Raw genomic sequence first — 19,491 nt, 5'->3', positions numbered from 1 at the left:
TGGATGACAATAAAATGATCCAGAGCATGTCCCGTGTTGGGCGGTGCATCGATAACGGTCCAATGGAATCTTTCTGGGGGACCTTGAAATGTGAGAAATATTATTTGCACACGTACCATACTTTTGAGGAGATTAAGAAGGACATTGAGGCCTACATCCACTTTTACAATAACGAACGGTTACAAGCAAAACTAAACGGCCTCAGTCCGATGGAATTTAGGACCAAGGCCGCTTAATTGATTTTTGTTATTTGTACTGTCTACTTGACGGGGTGCAGTTCAAGTCTGAACTGCCGCTGTTTTGTGGAACTAGTCATCCGACATCGGACGGCCTGTCACGTGGGTATAGTTTCCGAATAATGACCGTGACATCAACTTTATTTCACTAAACCCAAAGAAGCCGCGATTTACGCGGCTCTTAATGAGATAAAGTTCATGTCAACTGACAAATGGCTGTAACAGGTCAGGTTAAGAGATCCTAATGTACGTTTACGTATTATAAATATTTTGACATTCTTGCACGGTCGGTTGATAAAAACAGTGCTTCTTCCATCGTCCTACGAACGGCTGATCATACCAAGTTGGCGGACATGGCCCGGGATTTTCGAACGTTCCTGGACGGAAATACCATAGGGAGAATTCGCCTGGCCAATTCCGCTCCCCATTCACAGCCCGTTGCGCCAGTCGGCGTTCCCTATCTCTTGCGCTTTGATAGTACATACCATGTTGCAATGCTTCGAACGCATGCGGCTGGTTGATCATTTGGGGAATTGTCCGGATATCTTTAAAATCGGAGCAATTCCCTCTTATTCGGTTAATGCCAACATTTCCAACAAGGAGCATGCCCATTTCGCCTTCGGTCTCAGCTTCAGCTCGAAGCAACCTTGCCAACATATCAATATCCTGTTTCCTGGATTTTACGACTGCCATTGGCTCACCTCTTTAGATTTCTAGACTCATCATATTGTAGGTGAGACGGATGTGTTACTCTGGCACAAGAGAGAGCGATAATAAATAGCCGATCCACCACACTCTTCTGCCCTTTCGCTTAATAAACAATGAGGAGCAGCTGTCGCGGCAAACCGCTCCCTGGTCATTGAGTATCGTCTCCCGTTAGCATTGAACAAGTACCCTCTCTTTCTTATTGAAAACAATGGTCAACCCGGGCACAAATTTATTTCAGTAACGATAAACACCAATCAAATTGTAAGACATATAAATGCCTATATAAATTGCTGATGTAAAGATGCGAAAATTATGGTTTCATATATGGATTACACATCCCCATCAACTCAATTGACGTAAATACTAGTCCCTTGTTTATAAAGGACAAAAACAATTTGATTAACGTATTAGGTATCAAACAATTAAATACGTTGGAAACTGTATCCCTGTTAGTCATTTTTTTAAGTGCCAATAATGTTGTGGAACCGCACTATCACCAGAATGCGGCCGAGTTAGTCTACTATATTTCCGGTGCTGTTAGCTCCGCACAAATTGAACTACCCCTTCTTAAAATCAATTGATTTTTGAAGAAGGGGATTCCTAAGAACTTCACCCTAACGGGCAAATATGTGATTAGGCTATCCCCGTAGTCCCTACGGTTAGAAGCCTGATGGCTTCGTTTCTCAGATTGATGCTTGCGTTCAGATCGCGATGGTGATGACTGCCGCAGCTTGGGCATTCCCATTCACGCAAAGCGAGATTCTTCACGTCTTTGTTTTTCGTACCGCAACAGGAGCATAATTGACTGCTTGCAAAGTTTCGCGCTACGGCAATCACCCGTTTGTCATACCAGCTTGCTTTGTACGCAAGCATCGCACGAAATTGCGCCCACGATACTTCACTGATCGCTTTGGTAAGGTTTGCGTTTTTCAAAAGGTTTTTTACCGCTAAATCCTCGATCCCGATGATGTCGTGGTTTTTGACGATCTCGGTAGAGATTTTATGCAAGTAATCACTCCGTGCGTTCGCAATGCGCTCATGAATACGAGCAACCCGAATCCGCTGCTTATGCCAATTCGAAGATCCTATTGTTCGTCTGGCAAGCATACGCTGTGCATTTGCTAACTTCTGTTCTAATCGCTGAAACCACTTCGGATTATGATGGACGGTTCCGTCACTGACAACAGCGAAATCCTTTAATCCAACATCAATCCCGCATGCAGAATGGGTTCTGGGCAACGCCTGCACTTCGGTTTCTGCCAATAGTGAAACGAAGTATTTACCGCTTGGATGAAGGCGAACCGTAGCATTTAGGATTCTTCCCTCGACCGCACGACTTTTGGAAAACCGAACCAAACCGAGCTTCGGCAGCTTGATATAGTTGCCCGACACCGTGATATTGCCATTCGTTTGTTTGGTCGTATACGATTGTAAAGCATTCTTTTTGCTTTTGAAGCGTGGTTTGTCAGTTTGCTTCCTATAGTAGCGGGTATACGAATCGTTTAGATTTTCAAGCGATTTTTGTAAGGCTATGCTATCCGCTTCTTTAAGAAAAGGATAATGCTGTTTTAACTCCCGAACGCCTTTGATGGCTTCATATTTGTTAAAAAATTTGCCTTTCCATTCGTTCGAAGGCAATTGACCGCTTTGCTTCATTTCTTCGACAATGTGCCAATAAGCATCCTTTTCCAGTTGCTTGGCCAAGAAAAAATTAAACACAAAACGAGTGCAGCCCATCGTTTTGTTCATGAGCATTGCTTGTTCTTTGTTCGGATAGATACGAAATTTGTAGGCTTTATGGACGAGTATTGGAATCACCCCCCTCAACCAAATTATAGCACATATGTTCGCATTCAGGTACCAAAAAGAAATCGATTCATCTCCCTCTTACTACGTTGAAGAGGGAGTCTTCTCGACTAAGATGATAAAAAAGAGCATCGCCCCCTCGCAGCCGGAACGGCTGGAGAGCGATACTCTTTTTCGGATAATATTACGCGTCGATTACACGGAAGGAAGCTCATGCAGCAGAGGCAGCGAGGATATCGCTCCGGCTCTTGTCGTCGTTAGAGCGGCTGCGGCATTCGCGAACGAAACAATCCGCTCCGCCTTCTCAGCGCCAATGCCTTCCACGACTCCATCGTTCAATTGAAGCTGGTAAAGCAATGCCCCGATAAAAGCATCGCCAGCGCCAGTCGTATCGATAACCGCTACTTTCTGACCGGGCACGGATGCTTCGTAGGAAGGCGTAATCCATACCGCGCCTTCGGAACCCCGTGTGTAGACGACAGCCTGCACATCGCCGACAAACAGCGATGCAATAGCCTCCTGCTCATCCTCGATTCCCGTAATAAAGGCAAGCTCGTCCGAGCTAATTTTAACAAGGTGACTTAACGGAATGAATTGCAAAATCGTTTGCCGGCAGTGCTCCGGATCCTCCCACAGCGGAAGCCGCACGTTCGGATCAAAGCTGATAAGGCCGCCCGCTTCCTTCATCGCCGCAATCGCCTTAAGATGCGCGTACTTTACAGGGGCCTCAATCAGATCAACGGAGCAATAATGCAAAATATCTCCTTTGGCGAACCATTCCCCGCTGATCTCGTCCTCCGAAAGCAGCATGTCGGCGCTTGGATTCCGGTAGAATGAAAAATCTCTGTCGCCGTCGGCCTTTAAGCTGACAAAAGCGAGAGCCGTATTCGCCTCCTTCGTGCGGAGCACTTGGCGCGTGTCGACACCTGCCGCATCCATCGTTTCCACGAGAAAGTCGCCGAAAGCGTCCTCGCCAAGCTTACCGATAAATGCGCTGCTGCCGCCCAGTTTCGCTACCGCGCAGGCGACATTTGCAGGAGCACCCCCCGCTTCCTTCCGAAAGCCGATGACATTTTTGAGCTCGATCCCCCGCGTATCCGGAATAAAATCAATTAATGCTTCTCCAATTGTGTACAATTTCGACAATGTAAGACCCTCCTACTTCATATCCCATTTTTTAAAGGATACCACAGAACAAGAGCCTTTGGCATATACTTGAATACCTAAAGAATCGGCACCCGGATAAATTCGCCCGGTCATGACCTTCTCGCCGCCCTGAATAAACACCTCGACGGATGATTTATCGACAAAAACGCTTAGTGCGAGCAGGCCTTCCTTCAGCTCAACCTTCGTTCTGCGCTCGCCGCCAAGACCAATTCCCGACTTATCGCGGTTAAACCGGAACAGGCTTTCTGCCGGGCGGTAGGAAAGCACCGTCTCTTCATCGCCGTGAACCCGCAGCTTCAAGCCAAATTCCTCAGCTTGCTCGGCCTGGAATACAACCTCAAGCTCGTAGCAGTCCCCGCTTACATTCATAGCTTTGTCGCCGTCAAGTTTCATGTTCCATGTTTCGTAAGCGTTACGGCGATAAGCCTTCGTTTCTTCGATCGGCTTAAACAACAAGGTTTCACCTTGCATAACGATCTCGCGAGGTATCGTCATCGCGCCGGCCCAATAATGACCGAGCTGCGTCGGGATTTCCGTCTCCCATGTCTCCATCCAGCCCATTACGATGCGTCTGCCTTTATCGTCGGTTGTTGTCTGCGGGGCATAGAAATCAAAGCCGCAGTCAACGGGCTCGTAACGGTCATAGCTGAAGCTTCCCTGCTCGGTATCCAAGCGGCCGATCATATAGGTAGCGGAGTGCAGATTATGATAGTCGTCCCCTTGCGCCGGCATGCGCTGCGGCGACATGATAAGCACATCGCGGCCGCCCAGCTCGAACAAATCCGGACATTCCCAATTGTCGCCAAGCTGCCCGTCGCTGCGCGCGATTTCGCCGGCGAAGCTCCAGTTGATAAGATCCGTCGAACGATATAATAAAATAAGTCCTTTGCCCTGCCCGTCATTCGAGCCTAAGACCACATAATAAAAGCCGTCACGCTCGAATACCTTCGGGTCCCGAAAATCCTTCTCGCTTATGCCGGCCGGCATTTGCTCCGGTGCGATGACAGGGTTGTTTGCCAGCTTCTCAAACCGGATTCCGTCCTCGGATACGGCGATGTTCTGATTTTGACGATAATCGTTATCCTTATCCGGTCCTGTAATAATATGCCCGGTATACATTAAATACAGCTTGCCGTCATGCTCGAAAGCACTGCCGGAGAAGCAGCCGTCGCGATCGTAATCCTGATCCGGCGCAAGAGCTACCGGATGATACTTCCACTCGATCAGGTCGCGGCTAACCGCGTGCCCCCAGTGCATAGGGCCCCATGCCGCCTGATACGGATAATGCTGATAGAACATATGGTATTCGCCGTTGTAATAAATAAAGCCGTTCGGATCGTTCATCCAGCCAAACTCGCCCATTAAATGATAAGAAAGCCGGTACTCCTCTTTCAGCAAATATTTTCGTTCGGCAATAAATTTGTCGGCATTTTCTCTTGAATACAAAATAAGTCATCCAACCCTTACTTATTATTTAATCGAGCCCTGCATAACCCCTTGGATAATATATTTCTGCGCGAATAAGTAGACGATAAGCACCGGCAGTATGGTCAGCATAAGCCCGGCCATAAGCGGCCCGTAATCGACCGTGTACGTTCCAAAGAAATAAAAGGTCGACAGCGGCAGCGTACGCTCAACCGGCGCAATCAATACGAGGGAAGGCAGCAGGAAGTCATTCCAAATCCATAAAACATTCAAAATGGCAATCGTAACCGTTGTCGGAGTCAGCACTGGAAAAACGATGCGAAAGAACGTTTGCGTTCTCGTACAGCCGTCGATAAGCGCCGCTTCCTCCAGCTCAGCCGGTATGCTTTTCACAAATCCATGATAAATAAACACAGCAAGCGGACTGCCGAAACCGATGTACATATAGATGAGGGCCCATTTGCTGTCTAAGAAGCCGATGGAGCCGTATATTTTGACGAGAGGGATCATAATGGCCTGGAACGGTATAATCATTGCCGCTACCATTAGGAAGAAAGTGTATTGGTTCAGCTTCGTTTGATGTCTTACGAAATAATGAGCCGTCATCGCTGCCAAAAAAGAAATAAGCACAACGCTAAGCACCGTAATAATGACCGAGTTCGTAAAAGCGGATACGTATTCCATTTTGCCGAAAGCATTCGTGTAATTTTCTAAACTAAAGCTGTGCGGTAAGGAAAGCGGACTTGATGTAATGGCTTTGTTTTCTTTAAATGAATTGACGAGCAGCATCAAAAAAGGAAATACAAACAGCACTAGGCAAACGAGGAGGGCGATGAATTTCGTCCATTCGAGTGTTCTGTTTTTATTTTCCATTACGCCTCAACCTCCAGCTTCTTGCTAAAATATACCTGTGCGATCGTAATCGTGGCCACGAGCAGGAACAAAACGAAAGCTTCCGCTTGGCCGACGCCATAATCCCGCGACAGGAATGCTTTCTCGTACACATGCATGGACACCATTTCCGTGCTTTTGAACGGACCGCCCTTTGTCAATGAAAGGTTCAGGTCATATACCATAAAGCATCTTTGGAGCGACAGGAAGATACAGACGATAAACGACGGCACCATAAGCGGCAGAATCATTTTACGCATGGTGGTCCATAAGTTCGCGCCGTCGATACTGGCTGCTTCCAAAATATCCTTCGGCACATTCATCAGTCCGGCTACAAAAATAACCATCATATAACCCGCATACTGCCATACCGTGACGATGATCATCGTCCAAAACGCTTTATTAGGATCAGACAGCCACGAAGCGCTGAACAGCGGAAGGCTCAATTCTTTGCCTACGTACACTAACACGTTGGAAAAAATAAATTGCCATACGAAACCGAGTACGATACCGCCCACTAAGTTTGGGATAAAGAAGCCCGCTCTGAAAATACTTTGTCCCTTCAAGCCGCTCGTTAAGACATAGGCCAGCAGGAAAGCGACCGAATTAATAAGCGCGACCGATATGAACACATATTTCAAAGTTAACAGAAATGATTTCCAAAACACGAAATCCTTAAATACCGCTACGTAATTGTCAAACCCGACAAGGCTGCTTGTCGTCGATATGCCGTCCCAATTCGTAAAGGTCAAGTAGATGCCATATAAGAAAGGTATAATCATTACGGCAAAAAAAGCGAACAAAGTTGGTCCGGTAAACAGCAGCCGCAGTCGCAAGCGATTCCACAGCCCTTTTTCCGTTATCATCATGATCCCTCGCATTCATATTTGTATTTCGTTTGAAGTACGCTGTTAAGAGTAAACGGCTCACCCCGCTGCATTTACGGGGTAAGCCAAATCCTTGTCATTTATCGTTACTTGACCGACTTCCAGTACTCTTCAATTTCTTTAGTCAAAGTCGCGCGGTCAGCCGCACCTGCCAAATATTTTTGCATCGATGCGCCAATTTTTGCCCAGTGGTCAGCAGGCAGCGTGCTCATCGAATCCTCTGTTTTTCCTTTTTTGATATATTCGGAAATCGACTTCGCAAGCGGGTTCTTCGCTTCAAGCGTAATGTTCTTGAACGCCGGAATAATACTCGCTTTGTTAACAAGGAAGTCTTGCCCCTTCTCGTTGTATACCATCCACTCCAAAAACTTTTTGGCCGCTGCTTGCTGCTCAGCCGTATTTTTTTCCTTGTCCAGCACCAAACGCTTAGAAACGGCAGAAGAAATTTGAGTGTTTCCGAAATCAGCCGCATTGTTGCTCACAGGTACTGGAAGGAATCCATAATTGCCGCTGGCTGTATCGAAGCTGCTAATTTGCGGCCATGCCCAGTTCCCTTGGAACCAGATGCCTACCTCGCCTTTGCCAAGCACTTCCGGCCCTCTCTCATACGTGCCGGACAATGGGGAAGCTTTGTCGACATTGTATTTAGCCATCACGTCAAATGTATCGATCAAGCCGTTAAATACAGGGTTGCTTCCCAGATCAACTGTTCCCGCTTTCAAATCGTCTACGAACTTCGCAACAGCTGCTGCATCAGCCGATTGGCCTGCGTAAGCAAGCGGCAGATAGTGTGCCCCTAGCGACCAGTCCATCGGGGAAATGATGAGCGGCGCTTTGCCGGAAGCTTCGATTTTTTTGAACAGATCTTCCAGCGCGCTTGTCGTGTTAATCGTTGCCGGATCAAATGATCCGCCTACCGCTTTATCAACAACCGCTTTGTTGTAGATGAAGCCATAGCCTTCAATCGCGAACGGGAAAGCGTAGTTTTTGCCGTCAAACGTCGTTAGCGAAGTGCTGCGGTCAACGGCGTCAGTCATCCATTTCTCGCCGCTAAGATCCAGGATACGATCCTTGAACTTCTCAACATCTCCTGTATCCAGCATCGTAATAGTAGCCGGGTTACCCGATGCGTAAAGCGCGGAAGCCTTCTCAAAAGGAGATTGCCCAGCCGGTACCGGTATGATTTCAAGCGTGATGTCAGGATTATCCTCTTTAAATGTTTTTGCCGCTTCTTCCAGCTGGGCTTGAATTTCACCCTTAGAGTTAAGCAGCGTTATTTTGACTTCAGAGCCCCCATTCGATGATTCGGAGCTGCCTGAATTACCCGATTTACCACATGCCGTAAAGACCATAACGACGATAAGAGACAAAGTAAGTAGCTGTGCCCATTTCCAAGATTTCATTTTAATGCCCCCGATTCTTGAAATATTTATACGGCCTACCCGTTTGTGTAAACCGCTTTCATAACGTATTATATAGTCGCGATTACTGTATGTCAATCGTTTGACATATCAATCGCTTAACATATTTTTTGGGAAATAAAAAAACCCTTGCGCGGCAAGGGTTTTTCGTTCATTCAAGCTATGTAGTCGCCCGTTCAATCATCGTCACAGGTAAAATATTTTCAGCTTCGAAGGGCTCCTGGTTCATTTGCTTCACGATCAGGTTAACCGCCGTTTTTCCAATTTCCGCAATAGGCTGCTTAAGCGTCGTAATCTCCGGCGTCATCCACCTTGCCGCGTTAATATCATCGTACCCGATTATTTTCACATCGGCTGGAATACGTTTCCCGGCAGCTGCACACTCTTTAACGGCATACGCAGCAATGATGTCGCTCGTTGCGAATATACCGTCGATATCAGGGTGATCCTGAAACAGCCGGTGTATGATTTGCTCATACTGCGCTTGATCAAATACGTTCATATCCGTCTGAATGATTATATAGGGGGTACCCTTTTCCTTCATTACCGCTTGAAAGGCATCGGTTCTTTGATTTGCCAGCAACTGCAGCTCCAGATTCCCGCAAATATGCGCAATCTTCTTGCAGCCTTTATTGATCAGCAGCTCCGCCGCAAGCCTACCGCCGGTATAATTATCGGATGAAATATAAGGGATATCGCCGCTGATTTGGCGATCAATCGTAACGATCGGCGAGCTCAGATTTATGTATTCTTCAACCTGCAGGGTGTGGCTGCCCATAATGATGCCGTCGACGCGGTTCCGCTTAAGCATCTCAATGTAATCCTTCTCTTTCACCTTATCAAGCTGAGAGTTGCAAAGCAGCATTTTGAAGCCTAGGCCGTACGCATAATTTTCCACATGATTCGCAAGCTCGCTAAAAAAAGGATGAGAGACATTCGGTATAATGAGTCCGATTACGTTCGATTGCTTTCTAAGCAAGGACCTGGCAATTTCGTTCGGCTGGTAATTAAGATCCTCCATCGCCTTGTAAACCTTGGTTCTAGTCGCCTCGCTAATATAACCGCGATTATTTAATACGCGGGAAACTGTCGTAACGGATACGTCCGCTATTTTTGCTACATCGTGTATCGTTGCCATAGCTGCCCCTTTACATTTTACTGTAGTAGTCCCATCAATTATAACTAAATCGATAGCATATTCAAACTTGAATCGCGATTCTTGAAACTTATAAATGAATAGATTTAAATGAAAAAAAGCTGTTTCAGATAGGCCTGCTGCGGCTGATCTGAAACAGCTTCTTCGTTGTATCCGCCCGTTCGCTTAAGCCCAGGTCGGCTGTATCTTGAGGACGGCAACCTCTTTCTCACGCTTATAGGAAGCAGCCGGTTCGCTTTCGGATGAGACTGCTGCGGAGACAGCAGCTGCGGAAGCGATATCCCGTGCCGGCAATGAGACAACGCCCGCTGCCGATTGCTTGCTTGCTGCCGCTGCAGTTTTCTCCTCGTCCGCCTCAACCCGGTAAATATGTGCGCCAAGCGCAGCAAGCTTACCCGTAATGTTGACGTAGCCGCGATCCACATGATGCAGTCCCGTTACTTCCGTCTCGCCATCTGCGCGCAAAGCCGCACAAATAAGCGCTGCTCCCGCTCTCAAATCGGTTGCACATACCTTCGCTCCCGTTAACGGCAATCCGCCGCTGACGATAGCTGTACGTCCATCCACTTTGATTTGGGCGTTCATCTTCTGGAATTCCTCAACGTGCATAAAACGATTCTCGAATACGGTTTCCGTAACGACGCTTGTTCCCTCGGACACGAGCAGAAGAGCCATCATTTGGGATTGCATATCTGTCGGGAAGCCCGGGTGCGGCAACGTTTTGACATCGACCGATTTCAAAACAGCGCCGGATTGCACACGAATACCGTTATCGCTCTCTGTAATTTCTACGCCCATTTCCTGAAGCTTCGAAATGACCGGAGTCAAGTGATCGGCAATTGCGCCTTCAACGAATACGTCTCCGCCCGTCATTGCGGCAGCGATCATATACGTGCCTGCTTCCACGCGGTCAGGAATGACATTATGCACTGCGCCGTGCATTTGGTCTACGCCCTCGATCCGGATCACTCCCGTGCCCGCACCGCGAACCTTACCGCCCATTGCATTGATGTAGTTGGCTAAATCAACGATTTCCGGTTCCTTGGCCGCATTCTCGAGGATCGTCGTTCCCTCTGCCAAAGCGGCTGCCATCATAATATTTTCCGTTGCGCCAACACTGGCTACGTCGAGATAAATTTTCGCGCCCTTGAGGCGGGTCTTCGTGCTTGCTTCGATAAAGCCTTGCCCGAGCGTAATTTCTGCGCCCATCGCTTCAAAGCCCTTCAAATGCTGATCAATCGGACGAGTGCCGATCGCGCAGCCGCCCGGCAGTGAAATTCTTACCCTGCCGATACGGCCGAGTAGTGGTCCCATGACAAGAAAGGAAGCCCGCATTTTGCGAATAAGCTCATAAGGGGCCTCGCAAGACGTAATAGCCTGTGCTGTAATGCGCATCGTTTCATTGTTATAGGTTAATTGTGCGCCTAAAGAGGCAAGCACTTTCTGAATCGTCATAACGTCGTCGAGGAGGGGTACGTCATAGATGACGCTGTCTCCTTCTGTCGCCAATAATGAGGCCGCTAAAATGGGGAGTACTGCATTTTTTGCTCCGCTGACACGGACTGTACCCTCTAAACGCTGGCCTCCGCGGACGATAATTTTGCTCATCTTATGGTTCCCTCCGCGAACTGCAATTTCTATTCCTAATCGTGAATATTTTGGTATTGCTCACTTCACCCAAACCTCATCTTATCACTCAATTGCACGAATCGACAAGCGTTAAATTATTGTTCCTTTTTGCATACGCTTACCTCGTCATATTATGACTATTTTCACCTGAAACGATCATATTTCGGGCAAATATACGGCTCTAGTCCAGCGTAAACGGCCTGTGCCGGCTATTGCGGCAGCATCGATTCACGTCGAAAGATAAGCATCGTATAAAGTGAAGTTTTGCTCAGCTTCCAAAATCAGGACCTAATTAATAGTTATTCGGAAGCCTGCTTTTTTTTGAGTCCGTCATGTATTACCCATTGTTGACATATTTCGTTTTTGTTATTCGACAAAGCTTTTGAGAAGCACCGTATAGCCCCAATATTCTAAAATGAATTTAGCCAATAAATGACCTATAATAACGGCGGCAATCACTTGAAACAACCGTGCTTTGGGGCTGCGCGGGAAACGGAAAAACGTATCCCACTTCACCTCCTGCAGCACGAACCAGACAAAAATAATGCTAAGTATAACAATGACAATCGAAAATAATCCGGTCATGCCGGTATAGGTTTGCATGTCATTATAGAGCTCATTATCGACGTTCATGATTCCTCCCTGATTTTTCATTGTGTGCGGTATAAACTTATCCATTTATTTTTCAAACGTAACGGGGAGCCTTAATGTTTTATCCAAATATTAGGTCATGATCCGGTGCAGCAGTACGGTGAATTCGGCTCGGCTTGCCTGCTGCTTCGGTTTGTACTGATTGGATTGCACGCCTTCGATTTGACCATTCATCCTCATCGCGAACAGCATCGGAGCTGACCAATGTGTTTTGGAGACGTCAGCGAACGGATCGACGAAAGGCAGCCGCGGCTTCACACCGTCGGCATAGCCGATAATAAGCGCCATCTCCGCGCGTGTAACCGGCTGATCCGGCTTAAACGTTCCGTCCGGGAACCCTTTTATCCACCCCTGTCTTACCGCATTGGCAATGGCGTCATTCGCCCAGTGGTTCACTGAAACATCCTTGAAGGGCTTCGCTTGCGCTGCAATGGATGAAATCGGCTTGTAAGCCTTTACGACCATCGCTACGGCCTCCGCCCGCGTAATCGCGCGCTTCGGCTCAAAACGGTTGTCGCCCGTTCCGTTAATGATGCCCCTTTTGTTTAATTCAACGATTTCGTTTTGCGCCCAGTGATTCTTAATGTCCCGGAATCCGGCAACCAGCTCCTCCGACTTTATTTTTAATCGGTAGTACTGCTTGTCAAAAGGTTCGTCTGCCGTCAGCTTCGCATAATATACGCCCGGCTGCAGCAGCTGGTCACCCGATTGCAGCTTGCCGCTTGCTCCTGTACGGGCAGCCGTCAGCTGCTTCATATGTTTATCATATACTTGAATATTCAAAGCAATGCCTGTTGGTACTCCGCTAATTATCATGCTTATGAGGCTTGGGCTCGCAATCCGGAATTGAAACCAGTCAACGTCGGAATAACTGCCGATAACGCCGAGGTACTCGGTGCCCGGATTAATCATAAAGGCTTCATACGATTTGTCGTTCGGCTCATTCGGATCATCGTATTTCGGCGTGTAATTCATCGTGAGTTTATAAATCCCCGTCGTGGGACTCGCTTCAGAAGAGATCGCATTATGAACACGAATATAATATTTGCCGGGAGTCACAGTTATGACAGGTGACTGCTCCGTAAGCCCTTCGCCTTCATCGTCGTACACCATCAACTGCTGGCCTGCTCTTTGGAGCGCCAGTCCGGGATCTATTCGCGCCGTATTCGTGCTGAGCGCCAGACTAAGCTTTCCGCTCTGGGCGAAGGTTACCGAAAACCAATCCCGGTCAGCGGTCTGATGAAAATTGCCCGTTATCGACTGGGAACGGGGCTGAAGCGTGAAGGCCTCATAGGTTTTATCGTTTTTTTCATAATCGTCTGGTTTTATTGTAAAGGCCGACGTTAACAGGTACGGCAGATGGTCATCGCTGCTCTGATTGATGAGCTCCAGATGTATAAGATGCTGGCCTTTACGGACATCCAGGTCGATGGATCTGCTTGCGAGCTTCGTATCGTACACGCTCTGCTTCACCCCATTTGTGTAATGGGTGAGCCGGACAGGCGGCACGCTTTTCCCGCTGGCTATAAGCGCTTCGTACTGGATCGTCAGCGTACCGTCATACGGCGTATCGATCCGGTACCAATCGTGATCATCCGTCCCTTGCAGCACGGCTGAAATATTCGTGTTAAGCGGAAACCGGGCTGCAGCCGAATTGCTGTCATTTGGCTCGAAGCCGTCCGGCTTTAAGGCGGTGCGTACGGCTTGGTCGATCTGCAGCACGCCATAGCCGGATGAGCTGTCCGCGCCTTTCGTGCCGATATCTTTAGCCGTCTGACGCAGCAGCGCGCGAACTTGGTAGGGCAGCAGATTTTTGTAGCGCGACCATACAAGCGCAGCTGCCGCAGCTGCTTGCGGAGCCGACATTGATGTGCCTTCCTCTGCCTTGTACTTACCTCCCAGCGCTGTCGTATATACATTCCAAGGTGCGACGAGATCAAGCTCCGTCCCCCGGTTAGAGCGCGAGTCTACCGTTTTATTAGACTTTACGCCCCCGACGGCGAGCACAGTCGGATAAGCCGCCGGATATTTCACCGCTGCTTTCTCTCCGAGAGATACCCCGTCATTACCTGCTGCTGCTACAAGCAGCACGTTTTTGCTTTCCGCATAACGCACTATGTCGAGCATATAAGGGGAGTAGCGATGTAAGCCGACCGACAGCACGACGATCTTTGCGCCGCTGCGAACCGCATACAGTATCGCTTCACCAAGCTCCTGCTCCGTACCGTCGCCATGTTGATCGAGCGCCTTGATCGGCATGATTTTGGTTTTCCAGAGAATGCCTGATACGCCTTTGCCGTTATTGCCCGCAGCCGCTATGACGCCAGCTACGCTCGTCCCGTGTCCGTTATCATCTTCAGGCGGCTCGCCCGGACTTACCAGGTTAGCGCCTGGGACGAGATTACCCTTCAAATCCGGATGGTCTAAATCAACGCCCGTATCGACGATCGCAATCGTAAGCTCTTGATTCTCGCGAACGGTTTCCCACGCTTTTTGCGCGCCAATCTGACTGAGATAGCGCTGTTTGGACAGCTCGGGATCATTAGCTTGCAGCGCCGCTTCAAGTTTCGAAGCGGTCGCAGACGAGGGACCCGCCGGGGAGGCGGCCGACGGCGCTTTGGTGCCGGCTGCGTTGGAGTCTGCCAATGGCGCTTTGGTGCCGGAAGGCAGAGCATTGGAGACTGCCGTGGGCGCTTTGGTGCCGGCTGGCAGAGCATTGGAAACTGCCGTTGGCGCTTTGATTCCGGCTGGCAGCGCGTCAGAGTTTACACTTGGCGCTTTCGTGCCGGCTGGCAGCGCTTTGGTGTCCACAGCCGGCGCGGCCTCTGCTTCGCCGGCTGGCAGTGACAAGATGTGCACCCCGTAGTTCGGGTGCACATATTCCACGCCCGGCGTGTCTTGCAGCCGGCGCAGCCACTCCTGAACGTCCGCGCCTTCATCGGCCGGACGCACAAGCATGACCGCCGCCTCATTCTGGCGGCGCAGCACTTTTGTCCCGCGCAGCTCATGCGCCAGCGCGGGGCTTTGCCATTTGAGCAGCCAGCTTTGCGGCTGCTCTTGATCGGCGCCGGCGGCGCCATCGGCCGCGCCGGCAGCGGCGGCCAGCGCCGCAGGCGCCGCTGCGGGAGCGAACCCTGCGGGGGCTATGCCCCCGAGGGTGACGCTCCCGAGCAGCAGCGCGAGCAGCGCACGACGCAGGAGTAAGCGCGCGGCGAGCGTGCCCTTGGCGCTTGGCAGCTTGTGCAAGCGCGCGTCATTATTTTTGGCCGCAGATGCTATCTTGGCTTTCGAGGCTAAGGCACTAACCTGCTGCGATTTCTGTGCTCGTTTTGGTACTAATCGACTAATCATCATATTTTGCCTTTTCGTTCTGATCAAATATAGTTTTTTCCCACTTTCAATGGTTTCTGCCATCCCTATCTTTTCTCGTCTGATCTATCATTTCCCTTGTTGCAGGTATACAAAAGGACAAAAGACCTACTAACCAACGTTTTCATAGGTTTGAAAGACAATATCCTGCTTACAACTATTATTTCCCGGTCAATAAGAACTAGAATGGATATCGAGGCTCCCGGAAGCTAACTGCTGCTCGAATACTATCTCTAAAGCTCTACTCCCCTCCTGCTCCTTACCCCTATTACTCTCAATTGAAACAATTAGAACGGATTACAAATGAAGTCTGCTAAAAAGTATGCATGAAACGCGCCGCATATTTTGTCGTTTTTGGATACGATCGATTGATAGAGACAGGTTAAAGTTTAAAAGGAAAAAAGCGGTCTTATATCACTTTTAGCCAGCACATCTTGCGGGATATCGGATATTACACAGCTATGAATAAGGGACGTCTTTTCCGCAATCGCATTCCTATTTCTCTTAGTCCGAAATCATTCTATCAGCTTAGTTACCGGTCTTGATTAGCGTTGAAGCTTGCGGTTCAGCCTCTTAATTTTGGAATCTATCTGCTGCATACCCTCCTTCCCGCAGCAGTATTACTTTCAATTCCGCCATACAACGGGCATTACGTCGCCTTTAACGGCAGCAACAAAGCCTCACTGCATTTAGTGCGACAGAACTATAAAGCCTCTAAAAATGTTGGGCAAGCTTAAACATTTTCAATGACTTGTAAAAAACAAGCAATTGCCAAATAAAATATAAAAAAACAAGGCGCCGCCCACGAAAACGTTACGCCTCCGAGTGAGCTTTGCCTTGCTTTTTTTAATTAAGACTCGTTTTTTTAATTAAGATTCGTCTTTTCAATAAATACTCAATTTTCCAATAACTACTATATTTTTTCAACCAATAGCTAGCCGTTCCAAACAACCGCTGCCCGCTTAACCAATTATCATTAAGTCAGCCCTGATCGAGAACACGGCGTCAATCCATTCCATTAACGGACCCGGGAAAACGCCCAGCGCGAGCGTCGCCGCTGCGCATAGCCAGATTACCAATCCCGTCACGCCCGATATTCGAAGCTCGCTGTCGTCATTCCCGCTGCGCATGAACATTTGACGCACGATACCAAAGTAGAAGTAATAAGAAATGACGCTGCTCGCGACCATAATGGCGGCCAGCCAGTACGCCTTGGCGCTCGCTGCCCCCAGCAGAATAAACAGCTTGCCAAAAAATCCGCCGGATACGGGCAAGCCGGCCAGCGACAAGACGAATATGACCATCGCCGCAGCCGTCCAAGGCGCCCGGTAATACATGCCGGCGAAGCCCTTTAGCTCCTCATTCCCGGATGAACGGCTCACGACCGTAAGCACGGCGAACGCCCCTATCGTCATAAATAAGTACGCGGTCAAATAATAAACAAATTCAGAGAAGTTGCTGCTGTGCACCACCGTGATCGAAATCCCGATCGGCACGAGCATATATCCAGCGTTAGCCACGCCTGACAAGGCGAGCAGGCGCTTCACATTCTTTTGCCTGAGCGCCGCCGTAGTTCCGACAAGCATCGCTGCCGCCGCCAGGACCAGCAGGGCAACAAAGATATCGTTCGACACATACGCGTCTTCCCCGCTCACGGCGAATAACGCGGTGCTGAACATCACTCTGAAAATAGCCGCAAGCGCCGCTCCCTTGGCGATAACCGCCAGAAAGGCCGACACCGGAGTCGGTGCGCCCTGATACACGTCAGGCGCCCATGCATGAAACGGAGCAGCTGCAATTTTAATGCCGAAGCCGGCGATCATGAAGAAGAAGCCCACATACGCAAGCGCCTTGAAATCGTTCAAAACACGAGGCAATGCCTCCCCAATAACGCCCAGATCTACCGAGCCTGTTATCCCGTATATGTAAGACATCCCGAACAGTACCATTGCGGAGGATATGCCGCCCGTTACGACATACTTGAACGCAGCTTCGGCGGATAACGACGATTTGCGCCTAATCCCGACAAGTACGTAGCTCGTTAAGCTGAGCAGCTCCAGCCCGATGTACAGCGTCACCAAATTGCCCGATGAGGCCATCATCATAGCGCCTATAAGCGCAGGCAGCAGCAGATAAAAGTATTCCGCTTTGTCCGATATCGTTTCCTCGTCCCGTACCGATCCGAGCGCCAGCAGCACGATAAGTGAAGTCCCCGTCAAAAATACGATTTTTAGCAGGCTGGAAAAATCATCAATCCGGTAGCTGTTGCTAAGCAGCCGGATCGCCTCGGCCGATGCCCCGCCCTGATTCATGTCCAGCATCCGGAGCACGACGAGCAGCAGCGAGACGAGTAAGCCTGCAAGCGTTAACCAGCCAATGGTCAGCCTGCTCACGTGCTTAGGCAAGAGCAAATCCAGCACGACTAGAAGCAGAAACATTGCAGCTAGCGCAAACTCCGGGGCAAGGTAGAGCATATCGGTCCATGTCAGTGGTATAAATGAAACGCCTTCGTACATGGTCTATCCCCCCGCCCTTATTGCAAGTAATTGTTCGAACAGCCCGTCGATGCCATGCTGTACCGTATCTGTGAGCATTGACGGATAAAAGCCGAGCAGCACAATGAATGCAAGCAGCACGATCATCGGCACCGCTTCGATGAGCCTCGCGTCCTTCAGTGCGCCAAACTTCTCCGGCTGTGATCCGAATGTGATTTTAAGGACGGCACGCAGCATGTAGGCCGCGGTCAAAATAACACCGAGCACTGCCGCCGCGCTCAGCCAGCGCATCGATTCGAACAGGCCGAGCAGCGATAGAAATTCTCCTATAAAACCGGATAATCCCGGCAGGCCCAGCGAAGCGAGACCCGCTGTCAGGAGTATGCCGCTTATGAATGGCATAGAGCGCGCCAAGCCGCCTAGCCCGGCCAGCTCGGTCGTGCCCGTGCGCTCGTAGATGCTGCCAACGATCAAGAACAGCAGCGCGGATATGAGCCCATGTGATACGAGCTGAAACACCGCCCCCTGCAGCCCTATTTCATTAAAAGCGGCAAGGCCTAGCAGGACGATGCCCATGTGGCTGATCGACGAGTAGGCAAGCACTAGCTTGAACTCTCTTTGCCTGAAAGCAAGCAGCGCCCCGTACAAAATATTTATAACGCCAAGCGCAGCCAGCGGTACTGCAAAATTTCTGGCCTGCTCAGGGAAGAGCAGCAGCCCGAATCGCAGCAAACCGTAAGCGCCCATTTTCAACAATATGCCGGAATGGATCATAACGACTGAAGGCGGGGCTTCCGTATGCACCTTCAGCATCCAGGTATGGAACGGAAAAACCGGCAGCTTAATGCCGAAAGCAACAAGCAGCATGATAAACAAAACCCACTGCATCGTATCCGTCATTTGGAATGGATTGATCGTGCCCAGCTGCTCCGGCGCCATGTTCACCCTTGCGGACGGATCAGCCATATTGCGGAATATATCCGCATAGCTGCCGCTATAAATAAAATTCACCTGCTCGCCCGTCTGATCGATGCGAAAGCCAGCCGTGTTCACAAGCAGAACGAAAGCAATCAGCATGATAGCCGAGCCAATCCCGTTATAGATCAGAAATTGATTGGCCGCACGCTCCCGATTGAAGTAGCCCCATATCCCGATTAAAAAATACATCGCTATAAGCGTAAGCTCGAAGAAAACAAAAAACAAAAACAGATCGCGGGCAAGAAATACGCCAAGCATGCCGGTCTCGAGCAGCAGAAACCATATAGAGAACGATTTCCACCGTTTTTTCACGTGAACGGCCGCAAGCGCGGCCATCGCCGTTACGAGCGTCGTCAGCAGCAATAGCGGAAGCGACAGCCCATCGACCCCAAGCGCGTATTGGAACGAAAATGTAAATGCAGAAATGCCTGATTGCGACTCCTTGTTAAGCGGCACCTCGATCCAGCTTAGCTGCTCATCGAATGCCGCTCCGCCCTGCTGCTTGTCAAAATCGGCGTAAAGCCAGAATGACAGGAAAAGCGGGACTAGCGTCGTTACGATAACCGCCGTCTTCATCCAGCTGCTCCGATGCTTCGGAAGCAATAATAGGATGAGCACACCAAGAAGGGGCGATAACAAAATAAGCGACAATACGGGAAGGTCATTCAACAT

General features: G+C 49.4%; 14 protein-coding genes and 1 pseudogene. 2 read left to right on the top strand and 13 right to left on the bottom strand.

Annotated features, from left to right (window positions below):
- Positions 1–236, top strand: a 236-nt coding sequence (locus tag AC0YNZ_RS13580; protein ID WP_475827095.1) for a transposase, incomplete at its 5' end; no start/stop codon positions are given.
- 252 nt (positions 237–488) lie between these two features.
- Here AC0YNZ_RS13580 and AC0YNZ_RS13575 read toward each other — a convergent pair.
- Entirely contained in the window at positions 489–929 is a 441-nt protein-coding gene (locus AC0YNZ_RS13575; protein WP_475827094.1) for a cell wall hydrolase, read from the bottom strand.
- A gap of 327 nt (positions 930–1,256) precedes the next feature.
- Here AC0YNZ_RS13575 and AC0YNZ_RS13570 point away from each other — a divergent pair.
- Positions 1,257–1,486, top strand: a pseudogene (locus tag AC0YNZ_RS13570) (cupin domain-containing protein); the annotation flags it as partial.
- Positions 1,487–1,577: 91 nt separating this feature from the next.
- Here AC0YNZ_RS13570 and tnpB read toward each other — a convergent pair.
- The 12 genes from tnpB to AC0YNZ_RS13510 all read right to left on the bottom strand — a co-directional run bounded on the left by tnpB (position 1,578) and on the right by AC0YNZ_RS13510 (position 19,491).
- Entirely contained in the window at positions 1,578–2,753 is a 1,176-nt protein-coding gene (gene tnpB / locus AC0YNZ_RS13565) for an IS200/IS605 family element RNA-guided endonuclease TnpB (protein WP_475827106.1), read from the bottom strand.
- Between the two features lie 192 nt (positions 2,754–2,945).
- Positions 2,946–3,896 carry a carbohydrate kinase family protein gene (locus AC0YNZ_RS13560; RefSeq protein WP_475827093.1) on the bottom strand — a complete coding sequence of 317 codons (951 nt, stop codon included), beginning with the start codon at positions 3,894–3,896 and terminating at the stop codon, positions 2,946–2,948.
- A gap of 12 nt (positions 3,897–3,908) precedes the next feature.
- On the bottom strand, positions 3,909–5,363 hold the full coding sequence (locus AC0YNZ_RS13555) for a glycoside hydrolase family 32 protein (protein ID WP_475827092.1): 1,455 nt from the start codon (positions 5,361–5,363) through the stop codon (positions 3,909–3,911).
- 24 nt (positions 5,364–5,387) lie between these two features.
- On the bottom strand, positions 5,388–6,215 hold the full coding sequence (locus AC0YNZ_RS13550) for a carbohydrate ABC transporter permease (RefSeq protein ID WP_475827091.1): 828 nt from the start codon (positions 6,213–6,215) through the stop codon (positions 5,388–5,390).
- On the bottom strand, positions 6,215–7,099 hold the full coding sequence (locus AC0YNZ_RS13545) for a carbohydrate ABC transporter permease (RefSeq protein ID WP_475827105.1): 885 nt from the start codon (positions 7,097–7,099) through the stop codon (positions 6,215–6,217). The genes AC0YNZ_RS13550 and AC0YNZ_RS13545 overlap by 1 nt, the downstream gene beginning before the upstream one ends.
- Before the next feature lie 107 nt (positions 7,100–7,206).
- On the bottom strand, positions 7,207–8,523 hold the full coding sequence (locus AC0YNZ_RS13540) for an ABC transporter substrate-binding protein (protein WP_475827090.1): 1,317 nt from the start codon (positions 8,521–8,523) through the stop codon (positions 7,207–7,209).
- A 178-nt stretch (positions 8,524–8,701) separates the two neighbouring features.
- Positions 8,702–9,679, bottom strand: a complete 978-nt coding sequence (locus AC0YNZ_RS13535; RefSeq protein ID WP_475827089.1) for a LacI family DNA-binding transcriptional regulator — start codon at positions 9,677–9,679, stop codon at positions 8,702–8,704.
- A 183-nt stretch (positions 9,680–9,862) separates the two neighbouring features.
- Positions 9,863–11,305, bottom strand: a complete 1,443-nt coding sequence (murA, locus tag AC0YNZ_RS13530; RefSeq protein ID WP_475827088.1) for a UDP-N-acetylglucosamine 1-carboxyvinyltransferase — start codon at positions 11,303–11,305, stop codon at positions 9,863–9,865.
- Between the two features lie 387 nt (positions 11,306–11,692).
- Entirely contained in the window at positions 11,693–11,959 is a 267-nt protein-coding gene (locus AC0YNZ_RS13525; RefSeq protein WP_475827087.1) for a DUF1146 family protein, read from the bottom strand.
- 90 nt (positions 11,960–12,049) lie between these two features.
- Positions 12,050–15,355, bottom strand: coding sequence for a S8 family peptidase (locus tag AC0YNZ_RS13520; RefSeq protein WP_475827086.1), 3,306 nt, complete (start codon positions 15,353–15,355; stop codon positions 12,050–12,052).
- A 953-nt stretch (positions 15,356–16,308) separates the two neighbouring features.
- Complete coding sequence (locus tag AC0YNZ_RS13515; protein WP_475827085.1) at positions 16,309–17,862, bottom strand: NADH-quinone oxidoreductase subunit N; 1,554 nt, start codon at positions 17,860–17,862, stop codon at positions 16,309–16,311.
- Between the two features lie 3 nt (positions 17,863–17,865).
- A complete protein-coding gene (locus tag AC0YNZ_RS13510) occupies positions 17,866–19,491 on the bottom strand; it encodes a complex I subunit 4 family protein (protein ID WP_475827104.1) in 1,626 nt (541 codons plus the stop codon).

The sequence above is a fragment of the Paenibacillus sp. J2L1-98 genome (genome assembly GCF_056269405.1).
Note: the sequence above shows the minus strand (reverse complement) of the source record. Positions and strands in the feature narration are given on the sequence as shown.

What these genes read in the sequence shown, in the direction of transcription:
- AC0YNZ_RS13525 (WP_475827087.1), bottom strand. Translation starts at nt 11,959, where the DNA reads ATGAACGTCGATAATGAGCTCTATAATGACATGCAAACCTATACCGGC.
- murA (WP_475827088.1), bottom strand. Translation starts at nt 11,305, where the DNA reads ATGAGCAAAATTATCGTCCGCGGAGGCCAGCGTTTAGAGGGTACAGTC.
- AC0YNZ_RS13510 (WP_475827104.1), bottom strand. Translation starts at nt 19,491, where the DNA reads ATGTTGAATGACCTTCCCGTATTGTCGCTTATTTTGTTATCGCCCCTT.
- AC0YNZ_RS13515 (WP_475827085.1), bottom strand. Translation starts at nt 17,862, where the DNA reads ATGTACGAAGGCGTTTCATTTATACCACTGACATGGACCGATATGCTC.
- AC0YNZ_RS13575 (WP_475827094.1), bottom strand. Translation starts at nt 929, where the DNA reads ATGGCAGTCGTAAAATCCAGGAAACAGGATATTGATATGTTGGCAAGG.
- AC0YNZ_RS13545 (WP_475827105.1), bottom strand. Translation starts at nt 7,099, where the DNA reads ATGATAACGGAAAAAGGGCTGTGGAATCGCTTGCGACTGCGGCTGCTG.
- AC0YNZ_RS13540 (WP_475827090.1), bottom strand. Translation starts at nt 8,523, where the DNA reads ATGAAATCTTGGAAATGGGCACAGCTACTTACTTTGTCTCTTATCGTC.
- AC0YNZ_RS13550 (WP_475827091.1), bottom strand. Translation starts at nt 6,215, where the DNA reads ATGGAAAATAAAAACAGAACACTCGAATGGACGAAATTCATCGCCCTC.
- AC0YNZ_RS13535 (WP_475827089.1), bottom strand. Translation starts at nt 9,679, where the DNA reads ATGGCAACGATACACGATGTAGCAAAAATAGCGGACGTATCCGTTACG.